The 16,738-nt window shown below is 59.9% G+C and carries 13 protein-coding genes; 10 read left to right on the forward strand and 3 right to left on the reverse strand.

Annotated features, from left to right (window positions below; genetic code table 11):
* Positions 1 to 162: 162 nt before the first annotated feature.
* The 5 genes from IPP95_04980 to IPP95_05000 all read left to right on the forward strand — a co-directional run bounded on the left by IPP95_04980 (position 163) and on the right by IPP95_05000 (position 6,151).
* Positions 163 to 1,053, forward strand: a complete 891-nt coding sequence (locus IPP95_04980) for a T9SS type A sorting domain-containing protein (GenBank protein QQS73577.1) — start codon at positions 163 to 165, stop codon at positions 1,051 to 1,053.
* Positions 1,054 to 1,220: 167 nt separating this feature from the next.
* Positions 1,221 to 3,032: a DNA mismatch repair endonuclease MutL gene (gene mutL / locus IPP95_04985; GenBank protein ID QQS73578.1), complete on the forward strand. Its 1,812-nt coding sequence runs from the start codon at positions 1,221 to 1,223 to the stop codon at positions 3,030 to 3,032.
* 5 nt (positions 3,033 to 3,037) lie between these two features.
* Positions 3,038 to 3,856, forward strand: coding sequence for a rhomboid family intramembrane serine protease (locus IPP95_04990; protein ID QQS73579.1), 819 nt, complete (start codon positions 3,038 to 3,040; stop codon positions 3,854 to 3,856).
* Between the two features lie 254 nt (positions 3,857 to 4,110).
* A complete protein-coding gene (locus IPP95_04995; protein ID QQS73580.1) occupies positions 4,111 to 5,013 on the forward strand; it encodes a rhomboid family intramembrane serine protease in 903 nt (300 codons plus the stop codon).
* Positions 5,003 to 6,151: an endonuclease/exonuclease/phosphatase family protein gene (locus tag IPP95_05000; GenBank protein ID QQS73581.1), complete on the forward strand. Its 1,149-nt coding sequence runs from the start codon at positions 5,003 to 5,005 to the stop codon at positions 6,149 to 6,151. The genes IPP95_04995 and IPP95_05000 overlap by 11 nt, the downstream gene beginning before the upstream one ends.
* Before the next feature lie 14 nt (positions 6,152 to 6,165).
* Here the strand turns inward: IPP95_05000 and IPP95_05005 are convergent, their stop codons facing one another.
* On the reverse strand, positions 6,166 to 7,047 hold the full coding sequence (locus tag IPP95_05005) for a TraB/GumN family protein (protein QQS73582.1): 882 nt from the start codon (positions 7,045 to 7,047) through the stop codon (positions 6,166 to 6,168).
* 582 nt (positions 7,048 to 7,629) lie between these two features.
* Positions 7,630 to 10,149, reverse strand: coding sequence for a T9SS type A sorting domain-containing protein (locus IPP95_05010; protein QQS73583.1), 2,520 nt, complete (start codon positions 10,147 to 10,149; stop codon positions 7,630 to 7,632).
* Between the two features lie 220 nt (positions 10,150 to 10,369).
* On the opposite strand from IPP95_05010, the gene mtaB reads away from it, so the two are divergent.
* The 4 genes from mtaB to IPP95_05030 all read left to right on the forward strand — a co-directional run bounded on the left by mtaB (position 10,370) and on the right by IPP95_05030 (position 14,624).
* A complete protein-coding gene (gene mtaB, locus IPP95_05015) occupies positions 10,370 to 11,794 on the forward strand; it encodes a tRNA (N(6)-L-threonylcarbamoyladenosine(37)-C(2))-methylthiotransferase MtaB (GenBank protein ID QQS73584.1) in 1,425 nt (474 codons plus the stop codon).
* Positions 11,795 to 11,823: 29 nt separating this feature from the next.
* Positions 11,824 to 13,020, forward strand: a complete 1,197-nt coding sequence (locus IPP95_05020; GenBank protein ID QQS73585.1) for a prolipoprotein diacylglyceryl transferase — start codon at positions 11,824 to 11,826, stop codon at positions 13,018 to 13,020.
* Positions 12,995 to 13,795, forward strand: a complete 801-nt coding sequence (locus tag IPP95_05025) for an inositol monophosphatase (GenBank protein QQS73586.1) — start codon at positions 12,995 to 12,997, stop codon at positions 13,793 to 13,795. Before IPP95_05020 ends, IPP95_05025 begins: the two co-directional genes overlap by 26 nt.
* Positions 13,796 to 13,895: 100 nt before the next feature.
* A complete protein-coding gene (locus IPP95_05030) occupies positions 13,896 to 14,624 on the forward strand; it encodes a hypothetical protein (protein QQS73587.1) in 729 nt (242 codons plus the stop codon).
* 165 nt (positions 14,625 to 14,789) lie between these two features.
* Here the strand turns inward: IPP95_05030 and IPP95_05035 are convergent, their stop codons facing one another.
* On the reverse strand, positions 14,790 to 15,776 hold the full coding sequence (locus IPP95_05035) for a hypothetical protein (GenBank protein QQS73588.1): 987 nt from the start codon (positions 15,774 to 15,776) through the stop codon (positions 14,790 to 14,792).
* A 146-nt stretch (positions 15,777 to 15,922) separates the two neighbouring features.
* On the opposite strand from IPP95_05035, the gene IPP95_05040 reads away from it, so the two are divergent.
* Entirely contained in the window at positions 15,923 to 16,717 is a 795-nt protein-coding gene (locus tag IPP95_05040) for a TIGR02757 family protein (protein QQS73589.1), read from the forward strand.
* Positions 16,718 to 16,738 lie beyond the last annotated feature (21 nt).

Consider the following 16,738-nt stretch of genomic DNA (forward strand, 5'->3'; position numbering starts at 1 on the left):
CTAGGCCAGGACAGTTCCAGATCCCATGTTCACGTGTTGATAATTCCAGATCTCACCGCGTTCAAAATGGAGTTCGGGGCGATTTATTTTTGTTGCAAGCGCCCATAGTGAAACCACTCTCGGTGCAGATCAAAAAACTTCACCACAACACCGTCCTATCGTATGAAAACGATCACTACTCCCCTTGCCTGCCTGATCCTTTCCTCCCTTTCGGCACAGGTCACCATTCAATACTCCGACTTGAGCGCGTTCGGCGCAGCCACCGATATGCACCAGATGACGGCACCGGCCGCGCTCCCGACCCTCAGCGACGGCAGCAACCAGACCTGGGACCTCAGCGGCATCACGCTCCAGAACATCGGCACCTTGAATTTCAATACTGCGTTGGGCACACCGTACGCCAGCACCTATCCCAACGCGAATTGGGTATGGGCGCAAAATGTCACCGGGGTGGGCACCTCGTACACCTACCTCACCATTGCTGCAAGCGGCATTGACGTGGTGGCCCGGAACGTGCCTTTCTCCACGGTGAACTACTCCGACCCTTCCCGCGTAATGCAATTTCCGCTGGCATACGGCGGGGTCTTTTCCGACCCGTACGTGAACGATAACGGGAGCGGCACGGTGGTCTGGACCTATTCCGGGCACGGCACCGCGATAACCCCGTTGGGTACTTTTCCAGATGTGGCGAAGCTTGTGAGCAACGAGGGCGACCTGCTGCTTTGGAACACCGACCCGCTCTATCCCATCTTGATCGACGACGGGGACAACACGCTCTTCTTCGCCCAGAACAACGTGGGGATCGCCGAACAAGCTGATGCTTCGGTGCTCACATATCCCAATCCGTGCCACAACCGGATCACCTTGGCTGGCACTTCGCCCGGTAGCAAATGGATCATCTTGGACGACCAAGGACGCAACGTTGCCCAAGGAAGCCTTGTGGCAACGGGGACGGACACGCGGGTTGACGTGAGCGCGCTTGTCGCGGGGCACTATACGATCGTTTTGAACGACAACAGTCGTCCGCGGCATTCCGGCTTTATCAAGCAATAACAAGCGCACGGCCCTCGGCCCCGGCGGCGTTGGGGAATTCCGGGAAAACGGAGGAGCGTTCCGCCCCCCTTCCTCCTGAAAGAATGCCAACATCCTCCGGCCCATTCCGCTTTGGCCCGCATCTTTGCGGACCTGCCGCACACAACTGAAGAGGTGTCGGCCATTGCATGAGCGACATCATCCGTCTCCTCCCCGACCATGTGGCGAACCAGATCGCTGCGGGCGAGGTGGTGCAGCGCCCGGCCAGCGTGGTGAAGGAGCTGCTGGAGAACAGTGTGGACGCGGGCGCAACGCAGATCACCGTGGTGGTGAAGGACGCAGGGCGCACGTTGATCCAAGTGACGGACGACGGACAAGGCATGAGCCCCACCGATGCGCGCACGAGCTTCGAGCGCCATGCCACCAGCAAGATCCGGCAGGCGGAAGAGCTACAGACAATCCGCACCAAGGGCTTCCGGGGCGAGGCGCTGGCCAGCATCGCGGCCATCGCGCAGGTGGAATTGAAAACACGGCAGGCCGACCACGAGCTGGGCACGCGGGTGCTGATCGAAGGCAGCCGGGTGCAGGCACAGGAGGCGGTGGCCTGTCCGGTGGGCACCTCATTGCATGTGCGGAGCCTGTTCTACAACGTGCCGGCGCGGCGCCAGTTCCTCAAGAGCGACCCGGTGGAGATGAAGCATGTGATCGAGGAGGTCCAGCGCGTGGCATTGGCGCATCCGGGCATCCGCTTCCGCTTGCTGCACAACGAGCAGGAGCTGTTCCACCTGGAACCGGGGAACGAGCGGCAGCGCATTGTCCACATCTTCGGCCGCAAGCATGACGAGCGCTTGGTGCCGGTGGAAGAAGCCACGGAATTCCTTCGCGTGGAGGGCTTTATCACCAAACCGGAATTCGCCAAGCGCAGCCGTGGAGAGCAGTACTTCTTCGTGAACCGCCGCTTCATCCGCAGCCCTTACTTGGAACATGCCGTGCGGCGCGCCTACGAGGAGCTGATCGCGCGCGACAACTACCCCGGCTGGTTCCTCTTTTTGGAACTTGACCCGTCGTGGATCGACATCAACATCCATCCGACGAAGACGGAGATCAAGTTCCGCGACGACCGCGCCGTGTATGCGATCGTGCATGCGGCCGTGCGGCGCGCTTTGGGGAGGCACAACCTCACGCCGAGCATCGACTTTGAGCCGGAGCCCGCGTTGCTGATGGGTGCCATGAGCAGCGGCCCCGTGCAGGGCGAACCGCCGATCTCCTCCGGGCGTTGGCGGCCCACGGACCTGCCGCCGCACACCTCTTCCGCTGGCTGGCAACAACTGTTCGACCTGGGCGGCCCCCGGGTGACGCAGCATGATGAGCGCCTGCCGGGCACAGCGCCCACGGAGGAGGTACTGCCCACCCGCGAGTTGGGCGAGTGGAACAACCACCGCCCGGTGTTCCAACTGCTGGGCCGCTACATCCTGGCGCAGTTGAAGAGCGGCTTCGTGGTGGTGGACCAGCAACGGGCACTGGAGCGGATCATGTACGAGCGGGCGATGCGCAGCTTGGAGAAAGGCAGTGGCACCAGCCAGGCGCAGCTCTTCCCGGTGACGATGGAATTGAGCGCGCCGGACCATGCGTTGCTGCTGGCGATCCTGCCGGAGCTGCACGCTTTGGGTTTCCAGGTGGAACCGTTGAGCGGGCGCAGCGTGGCGGTGAACGGCATGCCGGCGGAAAGCGGCGCGGACGACCCGGCGGAGCTGCTGGGCCAACTGCTGGAACAGGTCCACAACGAACGCGGCTCGCTGAAGGCCGAGCGCCATGCCACCCTCGCGCGGGGCATGGCCCGCAGCGCGATGAACCAGCCGGTGAAGGTGCTGGGGAGCGTGGAGATGCACGACCTCATCGACCGCCTCTTCGCCTGCGAAATGCCTTACTTCACACCGGGCGGAAAACCGGTCCTGATCACCTACGGGCTGAAGGAGCTCGATGAACGTTTTGAACGCTGACGAACATGTTCGGAAATCCCGCTTCCCGCTTGCCCGTGGTGGTGAAAAACCTCTTGATCATCAACGGGCTTATGCTGCTGTTAAAGATCGCCATGGGCAACGACCTGCTGGGCCGGAGCATCCTGGACACCTGGCTCGGCCTGCACGCCATCGGCTCCCCGGATTTCAAGCCGTGGCAGATCGTGACGCACATGTTCATGCACGCCGGGCCCAACAGCGGCGGTGGCTGGTATTGGCACATCGCATCCAACATGTTCGCCGTGTTCATGTTCGGCGCCCCCATCGAACGGGTGATGGGTCCCAAGCGCTTCCTGAACTACTACCTGTTATGCGGCCTCGGTGCCGCCGCATTGCAGATGGGCGTGAGCTACATGGAGACCCAAGGGACCGTGACCGCGCTGGAGCTCACCGGGGCCACCACGGACGATGTGCGGCGGATGGTGGAGGCCAGCCACATTTCCATGGACAATGCCAACGCGGTGATGAACGAGATCGTGGACCAGCATCCCGGCAGCGGACCCGCCGTGGAGGCGATGTTCTGGGATTATTCCGGGGTGATGATCGGTGCCAGCGGCGCCATCTTCGGCATCCTGATCGCCTTCGGCATGCTCTTTCCCAATGTGGAGCTCTTCCTGCTCTTCCTGCCCATACCGATCAAGGCAAAATACTTCGTGGCGCTGTACGGACTGTGGGAACTTTTCTCCGGAGTAAGGCAACAGGCCGGCGACAACGTGGCGCACTACGCGCACTTGGGCGGCTTGATCTTCGGGTTCTTCCTCATTAGGTATTGGCGGAAGAAAGGGGTGTTGGGAGGTACGTATTGAATTTCACCACAGAGACACGGAGACACAGAGAAATGCAGGTTTTGACCGGAGCGGTGCAGGGTACTGGGTATAGGGTACCGGGTACTGCCGACGCAGTACTCACAACTCAATGCTGGTGATCGGACAACCTACGACCCAAGACTAGCGTTCCCATCGCGGCAACGCCTGACAACTGATAACGAACAACTGACAACTTCCCTTAGCGCCCTCCGTGTCTCTGTGACTCTGTGGTGAAAAGCACACCTATTCTCCTCATGTCCATCACTGACGATATCAAGCAACAATGGGCCACCGGCGGGATGCTCAAGCGGCTGCTGATCATCAACGTCGGGGTCTTCCTCACCGTTTGGGCCGTGGAGCTCGTGGGCTGGCTCTTCGGCACCAAGGGAGCGAGCTTGTACCTGTTGGACCAGTTGATGGCCAGCAACGACGCTTCCCTGCTGCGCAAGCCGTGGTCGCCGGTGACGTACATGTTCACGCACCAGGCCCCGATGCACCTGTTCTGGAACATGGTGATGTTCTGGTTCAGCGCGCAGCTCTTTCAAGGCATCCTCGGCGAGAAACGGTTGTTGGGGAATTATCTGCTGGGGGGCCTCTCTGGTTTTCTCTTCTATGCCTTGGGCTCTTTTGCCCCCGCGCATTTGGCCTTGGGCAGCAATGGTCCCATCCTCGGCGCTTCGGCGGCGGTGATGAGCGTGTTGATCGGTATCGCCAGCTACCGCCCGGACATGCTGGTGAACCTGTTCCTGATCGGGCCGGTGAAGCTGAAGTATGTCGGCATCGCCATCCTGGTGCTGGACCTCATCGGCATCCGCGAGGGCGGCAATACGGGCGGGCATGTGGCCCACTTGGGCGGTGCGCTTTACGGCTTCCTCGCCGCGCGGCAATTGGCGAACGGAACGGACTGGTCGGGCGCTTTCGTGGACCGCTTGGACCGGATCCGCTTGTTTTTCGTGCGGAAGAGAGGGCCTCGGATGCGGGTGGAGAAACGTCCGCACCGGCCCAACGGCACCATCACGGACGCGGATTTCAACGCGGCCAAAAAGCAGAAGCAGGAGCGCATCGACGCCATCCTCGACAAGATCTCCCGCTCCGGCTACGACAGTCTGAGCAAGGCCGAGCGCGACTTCCTTTTCAAGAACGGCAATGACCACTGAACCAGCTCCCGGAAAGGGAAAACGCAAGCGGCCTTCGCGATGGCACCTGCCGATCTGGTGGGCCAACGGGGCGGCTGTGCTGGCACTGCTCCTCTCCTATTTGAGCACCCGGGTGGACCCTGCCGGGTTCTGGCCGCTGGCGCTGTTCGGCATGGTCTACCCGTTCCTGCTGTTGGCCAACCTGCTCTGCATAGGCTGGTGGCTGGTGTTCCGCCGCAAGCGGATCTGGCCCTCGCTGATCGTCATCCTCATCGGCTGGGGGCATTTGGGGGAATATGTGCAATTGTCCGGTGCCTCCAAGCCCGCCAAGGAAGTCCGCACCCCCTTCACCTTGATGAGCTGGAACGTGCGCCTCTTCGACCTGTACAACTGGACGCACAACCAGCAGACGCGGGATGAGATGATGGAGCTGATCCGCGTGGAGGACCCGGACATCCTGTGCATGCAGGAGTTCCTGAACGTGGCCCCCGGCAATCCGCTGATGGTAAAGGACACCCTGCTGACGAGCTATCGCTTTACCGCCTGCGCGGACGCGTACACAGTGCGTGCCCGCGGCGACCTGGACATCGGCATCGCCATCTTCAGCACCTGGCCCATCGTGGCGCAGGGGACCATCCAATTCCCGGACGACCTGAACAACCTGAGCCTTTGGGCGGACATCGCCGTGGGGCAGGATACGATACGGGTCTACACGGCCCATCTGGCCAGCCTGCGCTTCGGGGACAAGGACTATGATTTCATCCGGACGATCGAGCAGGGCGGCGGGAGCGATTCCCTCGCCACCGCTGGCAGCCGCATCCTGGGCCGCATGAAGGATGCCTTCATCCGGCGGTCGGGGGAAGTGTCCAAGATCCTGGCACACATGGAGAAGAGCCCATGGCCGGTGGTGTATTGCGGGGACCTGAACGACACCCCGATGAGCTACAGCTACCACCAGCTGGTCCGTTCAGGCCTTTCGGACGCATTCATGGAAGGCGGTCAGGGGTTCGGGCATACTTATATCGGCGCCTTCCCCAGTTTTCGGATCGACCATGTTCTGCACGGGTCCCGTTTCCGTTCGTGGAACTTCCGGACCTTGCCGGATGAGCTCAGTGACCACCGGGCCATCACCTGTTCACTCGGTCTGACAGGGCCGTAGCGCGGGCCTGTTCCTCAAGGAGGCGACCGCGGCAGGACAGCGGGCAGAGGCACGGGATCCACCACGTAGCCCATTCGCTGCAATTGGTCCAGCAGACCTTTGTCCCCCGGCAAGTGCGCCGCACCCAGCGCGAAGAGGAAGGTGCGCCCGCCCTGCATCAGGCTGTCCACGCGCGCGGCCATCACCTTGTTCCGGTCCGTGAGCAGGCGGGCACTGAAACTGTCCGGCAGGCCGCCCAACGTGGCGATCTTGGTGAGCCGGTCGAGGTCCTGTGAAGCATAGGCGTCCATCATGTTCTCCATGTCCACGCGGTAGAGGTCGTGCTCCACGAGTTCATAGAGCATGTCAGCCTGTTCCTGCAAGGGCAGGTCGTTCACGGCCGCCATCTGCTCTTCGGCCGTCTCGATGCCTACGACCTCCTTGCCCATCGCTTTGGCCTTCACTTCCAGATACTGGTCCAGCACCATGGCACTGTCGTCGCGCATCACGGTCTCGCTGAGCATCGCCATGAGGAAGAACGGCTTGATGCGCCCGGCCATCATCGCCATGGGGCCGAGTTCCTGCTGCACGGCGTCCTGCACCCGCTTGAGCTTCCGCTTGGTGTAGAAGTCCGCCAGTTCCTTTCCCTCCGGCAGCATCATGGCCATGGCGAGGTCCATCGAGGCCCCCATGGCCCCGGTCAGGTCCAGTTCACCGGCCACGGCATCCTGCCCTTCGATGATCCCCAACAATTGAGGCACTTGGCCGAAAGCCCGGGCATCGCGGCTGTGTACCGTTCCCACCACATAGCTGGGGCGGCTCAAGCCTTGACCGCTGATCTTCCACAGCAGGGCCTTGGGCGGCTGGGGCCAGCCCAGCAAGGGAAGCAGAAAGAGGGAGAGCGAAAAGGAGCGCACGGCCGAAAGTTAGGCCGCTGCACTGGATCTTGATCGGCGGGCGGCTACAATGGCACGTAGGCCAACATGAGCAACACCGTGGCAAGAACGGCACTGATGAGACCGCCCATGAAGATCACCTGGCTGCGGTCGATGGAGGGACTTTGCTGCATTGTATAACGTGTTCGGAACCTATAGACGGAAGACCATTGGCAGGGTTGCCGGGCCAAGGAAAAATACGGGCATCACAGTAGCAGCCACACCGTCCAGTTATACCATTTCGCATTACAATAACGCCCGAAGTAGCTGGTGGATCCGCAGGTCCTACGGATCCGCAAATTCCTGATTCCTAATTTCGACAGACCTCGTCGTCGGTCGGAATTAGGAATCAGCGGATCAGGAATTTGCATCGCTGCCATCACCATTAAAAAATCAGTTGCTTCTGTATTGTGAAAAGGTATTAGCCACCGCGGGACTGCTATTCCCTTCGTTGTGGAGCGCACAAAGGCACACGCCGAAAGGCATCGGCAACGCGATGCATGCAACTGGCGCACCGGGCGACCCCAGGCTACCGCCCGCGAAGGCTGAACAGCTACCTACTTCTCAAGGTCGCTGGATGATGAATGTTGCGTGCCGGATGCTTCCCTTACTGTCCTCGACAAGAAGGACATAGGAACCGGGTGCAAGTGCCTGCACGTTCAACCTGGCTTGTGATGCACCCACAGAGCGGGAAAGCACCTCCCTCCCATCAGCGGTCATGCCCCGTACCGTTTTGATCCATCCCTCATCCGTCGTCACGTGCAACACATCGCTCACCGGGTTCGGCCAAAGGCTCATGTTCACGTCTTCCGGGCCTTGCACCGTAGCCGTGGCATCCACCGTAAAAACCGCTTCATTGGTGATGATCGGGGCGTTGAAGTCGAAGTAGATGTTTGCGACGTTACCCACGCTCTCGCCCAGCAACAACGAATTCACGGGCTTCATGGAGAACTTCACGAAGCCGTGGCTCCCCAATTCGTCGCTCGTGCTGTCCGGCAGGTTGATGTTGTTGAACAGCACATGCAGCACACCATGCCGGATGTACCATGAGTTCTCATGGCTGCTGGAAACCAGCTGCATGGAACTCCACTGTAGGTCCTCGCTCAAGGTGTCGGTGATCAGCACGCGCTCCGCCAGATAGGTGCCCGTGTTCTGGAAACGCACTGTGTAATCCACGCGCTTGCCATCGGTCACTTGTTGCGGCGAGAGCAGCCGTGGTTCCACATGCTTGTCGTTCGGGTCGTAGCTGCCCACCACGGTGTCTGTGAAGTTGACGATGTTGTCCGCTGGCGTCAGGTCCGCCTGGTCCGGAGTGGCGAGGGCCGTATGGTCGATGGCCGTTCCGAGCGGCACGGTCACGGGTGTCAGGAAGGTGACATTCGCCGTCCATGTGTTTCCCGGATAGAGCGTGCCACTGTTCCATTCGATCACGTTACCGTTCACCGAGCTCGGGGTGTAGCTGCTGCTCTGGTACTGCAGGTCTTGATCGAAGGTGAACTGCACCAGCGCGTCCGTCGGTTCCGTTCCCGCATTGTGTACGCTGACCCATGCGCTGGAATAGAAGCCGGGGCGCACCACCATGCCCGCCATTTCCGTCACCAGGTCATAGATCCCCGGCACGTGCTCATAGCCGACATGGTTCAACGAATCCACTTCACCCGTTCCGGTGAATGTCACCGTGTGCGGTGCCGTGGTGATCGGCTCGTACTGTGATGGAATACCGGTGACGGTGAATGTGCCGGTGTCCAAAGGCAGCACATAGCGGCCATTGATATCGGACCCGGCCATAAAATCCCCGGGTTGCGCACTGACGATGCCGTATGAGCGCGGTGCCTCGCCCGTGCCGAAGATGCCGTCGGTATTCGCATCATTGAAAATGATCCCAGTGGCGTACGGTGTGAGCAGTTGGCAGGCGCTGTTCGTCAGGTCACAGTAGTTGGGCGCGATACCCAGATTGTCCTGCCCACCGGTAGTGTTCAGGTTCGGCGGGATATTCGGCAGGCAGGCCACCCCGCTGTTGTACAATTGGAGCGTTACAAGTGACTGTGGCAATTGGGGCAGGCACTCCAGCGCGGCACAGTTCTTCAACTGCAACGTGGTCATTCCGGCAGGGAGTGCAGGCAATTGCGTGAGCGGATTGTCGGAGAGCTTCAAGGTGGTCAGGCCGCTGCCCAATGGACCGATGGTGGTGAACAGGCAGCTATCGGCATAAAGTGAGCTCAAACTGCTCGGCATGCTGGGCAACGATGAGAGCGGGTTCTTCCGGATATACAACGTGGTCAGGTTCGGCGGAAGCGCACCGATGGACGTGAGCTCGTTCTCCATCAGGAACAAATTGGTCAATGACGTGGGCAAGGCCGGTAAGGCTGTGAGGCCGTTCCGTGGGAAATATAGAATGGACAAGGTGGCCGACAGCGTGGGAAGGTAAGAGAGCCCGACATTATCCGCATACAGGGAGAAGAGGCCCGTGGGCAGGTTCGTCCAGTCCGTTAACGGGTTGTTACTGACGGTGAGCTGGCTTACGTTCGGGCATGGGGGGATCTGCGTCAGACCACAGTTGGTCAAAGAGAGCGAGACGACCGAGTTGGGGATCACCACGGTCTGTCCGCTCAGGTCAATGTTCTCGAACGTCAATACAACCCCATTAAAATCCGGCACGTTGGTCAATCCGCACGCATCACAGGACAGGTTCAACAACCCGGAGGACAACGGGAGAAAGTTCGTGAACAAACCCACATCGATGTTGTCCAGATACATGTTCTGATTCACCCGTGGAGGCCCCGGCCAGATCACATTGATGTTGCTCTGCGAACCGTCATGGATACCCAGGTTGCCGGCCTTCAAGTACTGGATGCCCGTGAGGTCCACCGTGGATCCGTCCGGCAAACTATTGAAATAGATGCTGATCGCGGTCGGTGGAACCGCGTTCCAGCTCACCGTATCGCAGTAACCGCTCGCGTCCACTATGCCCGGCTTGGCATTGTTCAGCCACGTGCGCAGGTTCAGGTCCGGAATGAACATCGTCTGGGCGGAGGCTGCTCCGGTGAACAAGACAACCAATGAAACGAGTAGTGCATTTTTCATGTGCATGTATATCAAGTGGCTGGTCAAGGTATGGGGGATGGTGCCTTCGTGAATTGAAACGTACCAATTGGATATGTAAAAGACGCATTGAACGCTAAAGGATGCCTGCTCCGAATTGATGCCGAGGGAATTCGCCATCTTCCGCCAACGGGTACCTTTGCCACCCTTCAAGCTTTTCGCCCTCCGCAGAAGGTCCTGAAGCCGCTCGCAGAACTGTTTCATGCGCCACACCCGCACCGCCGCTTTCCATACCCTGGGCTGCAAGCTCAATTTCGCTGAGACGAGCACCTTGTCGCGCTCGCTGGAAGAAGCGGGCTATGCACGGGTGCGCGTAGAGGAAAGGCCGGACGTCTTCGTGCTGAACACGTGCAGCGTTACGGAGAACGCGGACAAGGAATGCCGCCGCCATGTCCGCCGCTTCCGGGAGATCAACCCCGAAGCCTTCATCGCCGTGGTGGGCTGCTACGCGCAGTTGAAGCCGGAGGAGATCGTGTCTATCGAAGGCGTGGACCTGGTGCTGGGCGCCAATGAAAAATTCGACCTCGCTGCGCACATCGAGGCACGTTACTCGGGGCTGGACCCGGAGTCCCGGCTCCCTACCGCGGTCTTCTCCCCCATCAAGGACGTGAAGACCTTCATTCCGTCGTACAACGCCAACGATCGCACGCGCACTTTCCTAAAAGTCCAGGACGGCTGCGACTATTTCTGTTCCTTCTGCACCATCCCCTTGGCGCGTGGAAGAAGCCGCAGCGCCACCATCGCGGAAACGCTTCAGCACGCGAAGGCGATCGCCGCATCCGGCGTGAAGGAGATCGTGCTCACCGGCGTGAACACCGGAGATTTCGGTCGACAACACGGTGAAAGTTTCATTCAATTGATCGAAGCGCTGGACCGTGTGGAAGGCATCGACCGCTTTCGGATCAGCAGCATAGAGCCGAACCTGTGCAGTGATGAGGTGATCGACTTCGTAGCCGGCAGCCAACGCTTCATGCCACACCTGCACATGCCCTTGCAAAGCGGCAGCGATGCGATCCTGGAGCGCATGCGCCGCCGTTACGACACCGCGCTCTATGCCGACCGTGTGGCGCATATCAAGCGCGTGATGCCGCATGCCTGCATCGGCGTGGACGTGATCACCGGTACACCGGGCGAAACGGACGAGGAGTTCCTGAAGACGCACACTTTTCTGCGTTCGATCTCCGCCTGCCCCGGAGCCTCATCCGGGGTGGACTACCTGCACGTCTTCACCTACAGCGAGCGCGCCAACACCACCGCCGTGCGCATGGTCCGGAATGCTCCGGACGACAGCATACCGATGAACATCCGCCGCGAGCGCACCAAGCAACTTCGGATCCTCAGCAGCAAGCTGCAACGTGCGTTCTACGAAAGGCACATCGGGGACACACGCCCTGTGCTTTTCGAGCACGGCGATGAGCCTGCTGAAAGCCTCGCCACCGAGCAGCTCTTCGGTTACACGGACAACTACATCCGCGTAGCCATACCGTACGACCGGAACCTCTTCAATTCCATTGAAACCGTGCAATTGGGCCACATCAACGCCGATGGGCATGTGGACTGCACGATCACCCAGATCGCCACCGAAGCCGAGCGGCACTGCAACCTGACAACTGCCAACTCCCGATGAATATCGGGACAACTGGCAACTGACCCACCATGTACCCTACCCTCTACCACGCCCTCTTCGATCTCACCGGTCTGGATTGGCCCGTCCTGAAATTCCTGAACAGCTTCGGCTTCTTCGTGGCCTTGGCCTTCATGGGCGCCTACTGGACGCTGGTTCAGGAGCTGAAGCGCAAAGAGGGCATCGGCCTAATCAAAGCCACCACCCGCACGGTGATGGTGGGCGAAGGCGCGAAGCCCGCCGAACTGGCCATGCAGGGCCTCATGGGCTTCATCGTAGGCTGGAAAGGGCTATACATTCTGCTGAATACGGCCGAGGTCACTGCGGACCCGCCCGGATTCCTGCTCAGCGGAACAGGCAGTTTTATCGGCGGCATCGCCGTGGCGGCGCTCTTCGTCTGGCTGCTCTGGCGCGAGAAGGAAAAGCAACGGCTGAAGGAGCCGAAGAAGGAAACGGTGACCATACATCCCGCGCAGCACGGCGGCAACATCACGATCACGGCCGCGCTATGGGGCTTCATCGGCGCCAAAGTCTTCCACTGGATAGAAAGCCCGCGTGACTTCCTGGACCTGATCAACACGGGCAACATCCGCGACCTGATCTCCGGCCTCACGATGTACGGCGGCCTCATCGTCGCAGGCATCATGGTGATCCGTTACTTCAAGAAGAACGGCATGGCCATCCTGCCTTCCATGGATGCTGCCGCACCGGGCTTGATGCTGGCCTATGGCATCGGCAGGCTGGGTTGCCAAGTGGCCGGCGATGGCGACTGGGGGATCGCGAACACCGCGCCCAAGCCGGGCTGGATCCCACAGTGGCTTTGGAGCTACGACTATCCGAACAACGTGAACGCCGTCCTTGGTGCGCACCGTGGCGGCTATGTAGGCGAGCACATGACCAGCGGCACCATCTTTCCGGGCTACGGCACACATCTGGTGCCGGGCGTCTTCCCAACCCCGCTGTATGAAGTGATCATGTGCCTGCTGCTCTTCGGCGTACTGTGGGGCATCCGCAAACGCATCGCACTGCCCGGCGTGCTCTTCTGCATCTACCTGATCATGAACGGTGTGGAGCGCTTCCTCATCGAACATATCCGGGTCAATAATTTGTTCATAGGAACTTGGACACAGGCGGAGATCATCAGCCTCGGTCTGGTCATCATCGGCGTCGGGGGCATCCTCTGGCTCCGCAAACGCAACAGCAATGGACAACCTGAAAGAGCTCACTGAACGCGTCGCGCTGCTGAGCAAGGAGATCGCGGCCTTCATCCGTGCGGAGAGCCCGAGCTTCACCGAGGCCAGCGTGGAGAGCAAGAGCCTGAACAACCTCGTGAGCTACGTGGACAAACAGGCGGAGCAACGCTTCGTGGACGGCCTGAAGGACCTGTTGCCGGAAGCGGGCTTCATCGCCGAGGAAGGCACGGGGGAGCAGGTTGAAGGCCTCAACTGGGTTATCGATCCACTGGACGGCACCACCAACTTCGTTCATGGCGTACCGTGCTACTGCACCAGCGTGGCCTTGATCAAGGACGGTGACATCCAGCTCGGCGTGGTGCTTGAGGTGAACCGCGATGAATGCTTCGCCGCATACCGCGGTGGCGGCACCACCATGAACGGCAAACCGGTCAAGGTCTCCACCCGTGCGAATTTGCAGGAGAGCCTGTTGGCCACCGGATTCCCGTATGACGACTTCGGTTTCGAGAGCGAGTACATGGACCTGCTGCGCGAACTGATGCACCGCACGCGCGGCATCCGCCGTTTGGGCAGCGCCGCCGCCGACCTCGCCTATGTGGCCTGTGGCCGCTTTGAGGCCTTCTATGAGTACGGCCTCAACAGCTGGGACGTCGCGGCCGGCGTGCTCTTGGTCCGCGAAGCCGGGGGCAAGGTCAGCGGCTTCCATCCCAGCAAGGACCCCGTGTTCGACGAGGAGATCGTCGCCAGCAACAGCGCCATACACGAGGAACTGCTGGAGGTGATCGAAAAGAATTGGCAACGGCAGGACTAAGAGAGTGCCTCTTCGCCGCGTCAGTAGTGGGCATTTCGGCCCAATTTGCATTTCGCGTTCCGGTGTCCTTATCTTGTGTTGGAATCAACACCACACACCCATGCGCAAGTTGACCATCCTGCTGCTCATGGCCGCGCTTACCGCGACCGCGTCAAAACCAAAGAAGATGTTCGTGGTGATCCATACCACGGACAAGGTGATCGTGAATTATGTCTGTGCTGAAGAATCGGAGAACACGGCGGACGTCCCGGTCCTGGGCAGCTGCATAAAGTCCACCGGTGGATACATGTGGCACGTGGTGGGCGGAGTGGCACCGTACACGGTCTTGAAGAACGAGTTGCGCACCATGACCAGCGGATGCATCACGGTGATGGACGCGGAGGGGACCATCGCCACGAGTTGCGGTGTGATCGGCGTTCTGCAAGAGAAACTGGCGGTGGATTGTTATGCGAAGAAGGACTTGGACGATGGGCCTTACGGACTTGTACCGAACGACTCCACCGACGCGGCCCGGGTGGGCTGGAAGACCCCACCGGTCGAACACGACCCCGGCGACACGTATGTGCCTCCCGTGAGAGGTCCCATTCCCACTGTGGACCCTCCTGTCGACCCCGATCCGATCACCACCAAGCCTGAAGGTCGTACGCCAAGGACAAGCAAAGGCCCCGGCAACCCGCCGCCCGTGAACCACAAGGCTGTCCTTCCTCCGGCCAAAAACCCGCTGGAAGGCTCGGGGCAAGGGCCGAAGAGCTTAGGCAACAAACCTGGCCGCTTATCCAGCGACCAATGCGATCAACCGAACAGGACGAAGGCCCTAAAAGATCGTTGAGGACCGATGGGCAAAATGGTCCGTTGAGCAGATCCGACCGTCCACGCATCAGAAGTGTCCAATGCACGAAAGCATAAATTGACAAGCGGATATCGGTGTTCACAGAACGCCACAAATGCAAAAGGACCCGGTCGGGTCCTTTCGCATTTCCACACCAATCAGCACCTACAGTCCATCCAGGTCTGCTTGGTACTGTGATAAGGAGGTGGGCTGCATAGTGATCGCCTGCTCATGGTCCATCGCAATGGTGATCGGCGTGAATGAGGAATAGTACTGTCCATTCTGTTGCGAGAGCGCCACAATGGTGCCCTGCAGGCCAACACGGACCGGAAAGCCCGCGCGGATCCCGGTCGCCGAGGAAGCTTCCAAATAGACCATGCAGTTGATCGCAGGGAGCACGACCCAGACCATGGTATTGTTCGCGAATCCAACAGGAAGGTTGATCGTGACGTCCGTGCTATCGCCTCCCGGAGGGATCGGATGATCGCAATTGATGAAATCGTAGGGTGGCCAGGTGGAACTTCCGAAATTTCCAGCAGGCCATGGTGCATTGTAGTAGTTACCGGTGATCCAGCCTCCTGCACTGTCAGGTAGAAAGATCGCGGAATCCGCCGCCAATGCAACAGGGTCCTGCCAAAGCACATCTCCATTTCCATCCTCGACCCCTGCATATTGAAGCATCGCCGGATCGAGCGCGTTCGCAGGAAAATTCACCATCGCGGCCCCGGGGGCCACGGTTACTTGTTCCCCGCTAGCCGTGGCTCGCAAGCGTACCGCCCCTCCACTCTCAAGCATGTATTTCGTGCCATTCGCGATTGCGACGGTCCGGATGTTCGTACGCACCATTTCGGAAACGGACATCACTTCCATGAGATCGATCGTCACAACTCCGTTGACAACACCTCCTTGATGATCCCGGAACGCATGCGGAGCGAAGGTGAGCACGGTGCCGTGGCTGCCCACGAACACCCCGCCGAATGAAGCATTCACCGTAAAGATTTGCGTGGCGTTCATACGGGCATCCGTAATGATCGCCCGTACCGGATCGCTCGTAGTGGGTGTGGGCGAATAACCTTGGGATTCCTCCTTCTTACATCCTCCCGCCACCGCCAACGCGATGATGAGGGTGATCACTGTTCCTGTGGTTTTCATGAGATGGGGTTCGGGGTGGGTCCTTTGTAACACTACACGCATGAGCGTGGCTCGAGGTTGGGTACCTGAAAATTAAAACAATCCGCTACAGCCCCGGAGCCGCATGAGCATGATGAGGCATCCCCGGTATGAATGACCTTTGGACCATGTCTCAATCGCTATCATCAAAGGAGATCCATGGCCTGCTGGACGAGGCCTACGAGCGTTTCGCCACGCCCGTGTTCATCGCGCTCGATCCCATCCAAGTGCCTCGCTCGTTCAGCAAGCGTGAGGATGCGGAGACCATCGGCTTCATCACCGCCACCATCGCATGGGGCCAACGGAAGACGATCATCTCCAATGCTTGGAAGCTGGTGCGATCGATGGATGAGGAACCGTTCGACTTCGTGATGCATGCCTCGGAAGCGGAGCTTGACCGGCTGGACCACTTCGTCCATCGCACCTTCAACGCCACCGACCTGCGCCACTTCATCCTGGGCCTTCGTCATCTTCACACCACGTTCGGCGGACTGGAAGCGGCCTTTTTGCCCAGCACGCCCGATGCTCCCCTTCCGGCCATGGCCGATATGATCGCCAGCTTTCGGGAACGTTTCTTCGAACCTGCTCATGAAGCGCGGACACGCAAACATGTCGCCGATCCCTCTCGTGGCAGCAATGCCAAGCGCATCAACATGTTCCTGCGTTGGATGGTGCGGCCCAACGACCGTGGCGTGGACCTCGGCCTGTGGAAGCGCATCCCAACGCACGCATTACATGTGCCGTTGGACGTCCATACCGGCCGCATGGCCCGCGAGCTGGGACTATTGCGGCGGAAACAGGACGATTGGAAAAGCGTGATGGAGCTCACCGAAGCCCTTCGGCTCTTCGACGCGGAGGATCCCGTGAAGTATGACATCGCGCTGTTCGCGCTCGGCGTGGAAGCCGGTCGTACACGACTTTGATCAGGTTTCCATCATGCCCAC

The sequence above is a fragment of the Flavobacteriales bacterium genome (assembly GCA_016700415.1).
Classification (GTDB): domain Bacteria; phylum Bacteroidota; class Bacteroidia; order Flavobacteriales_F; family PHOS-HE28; genus PHOS-HE28.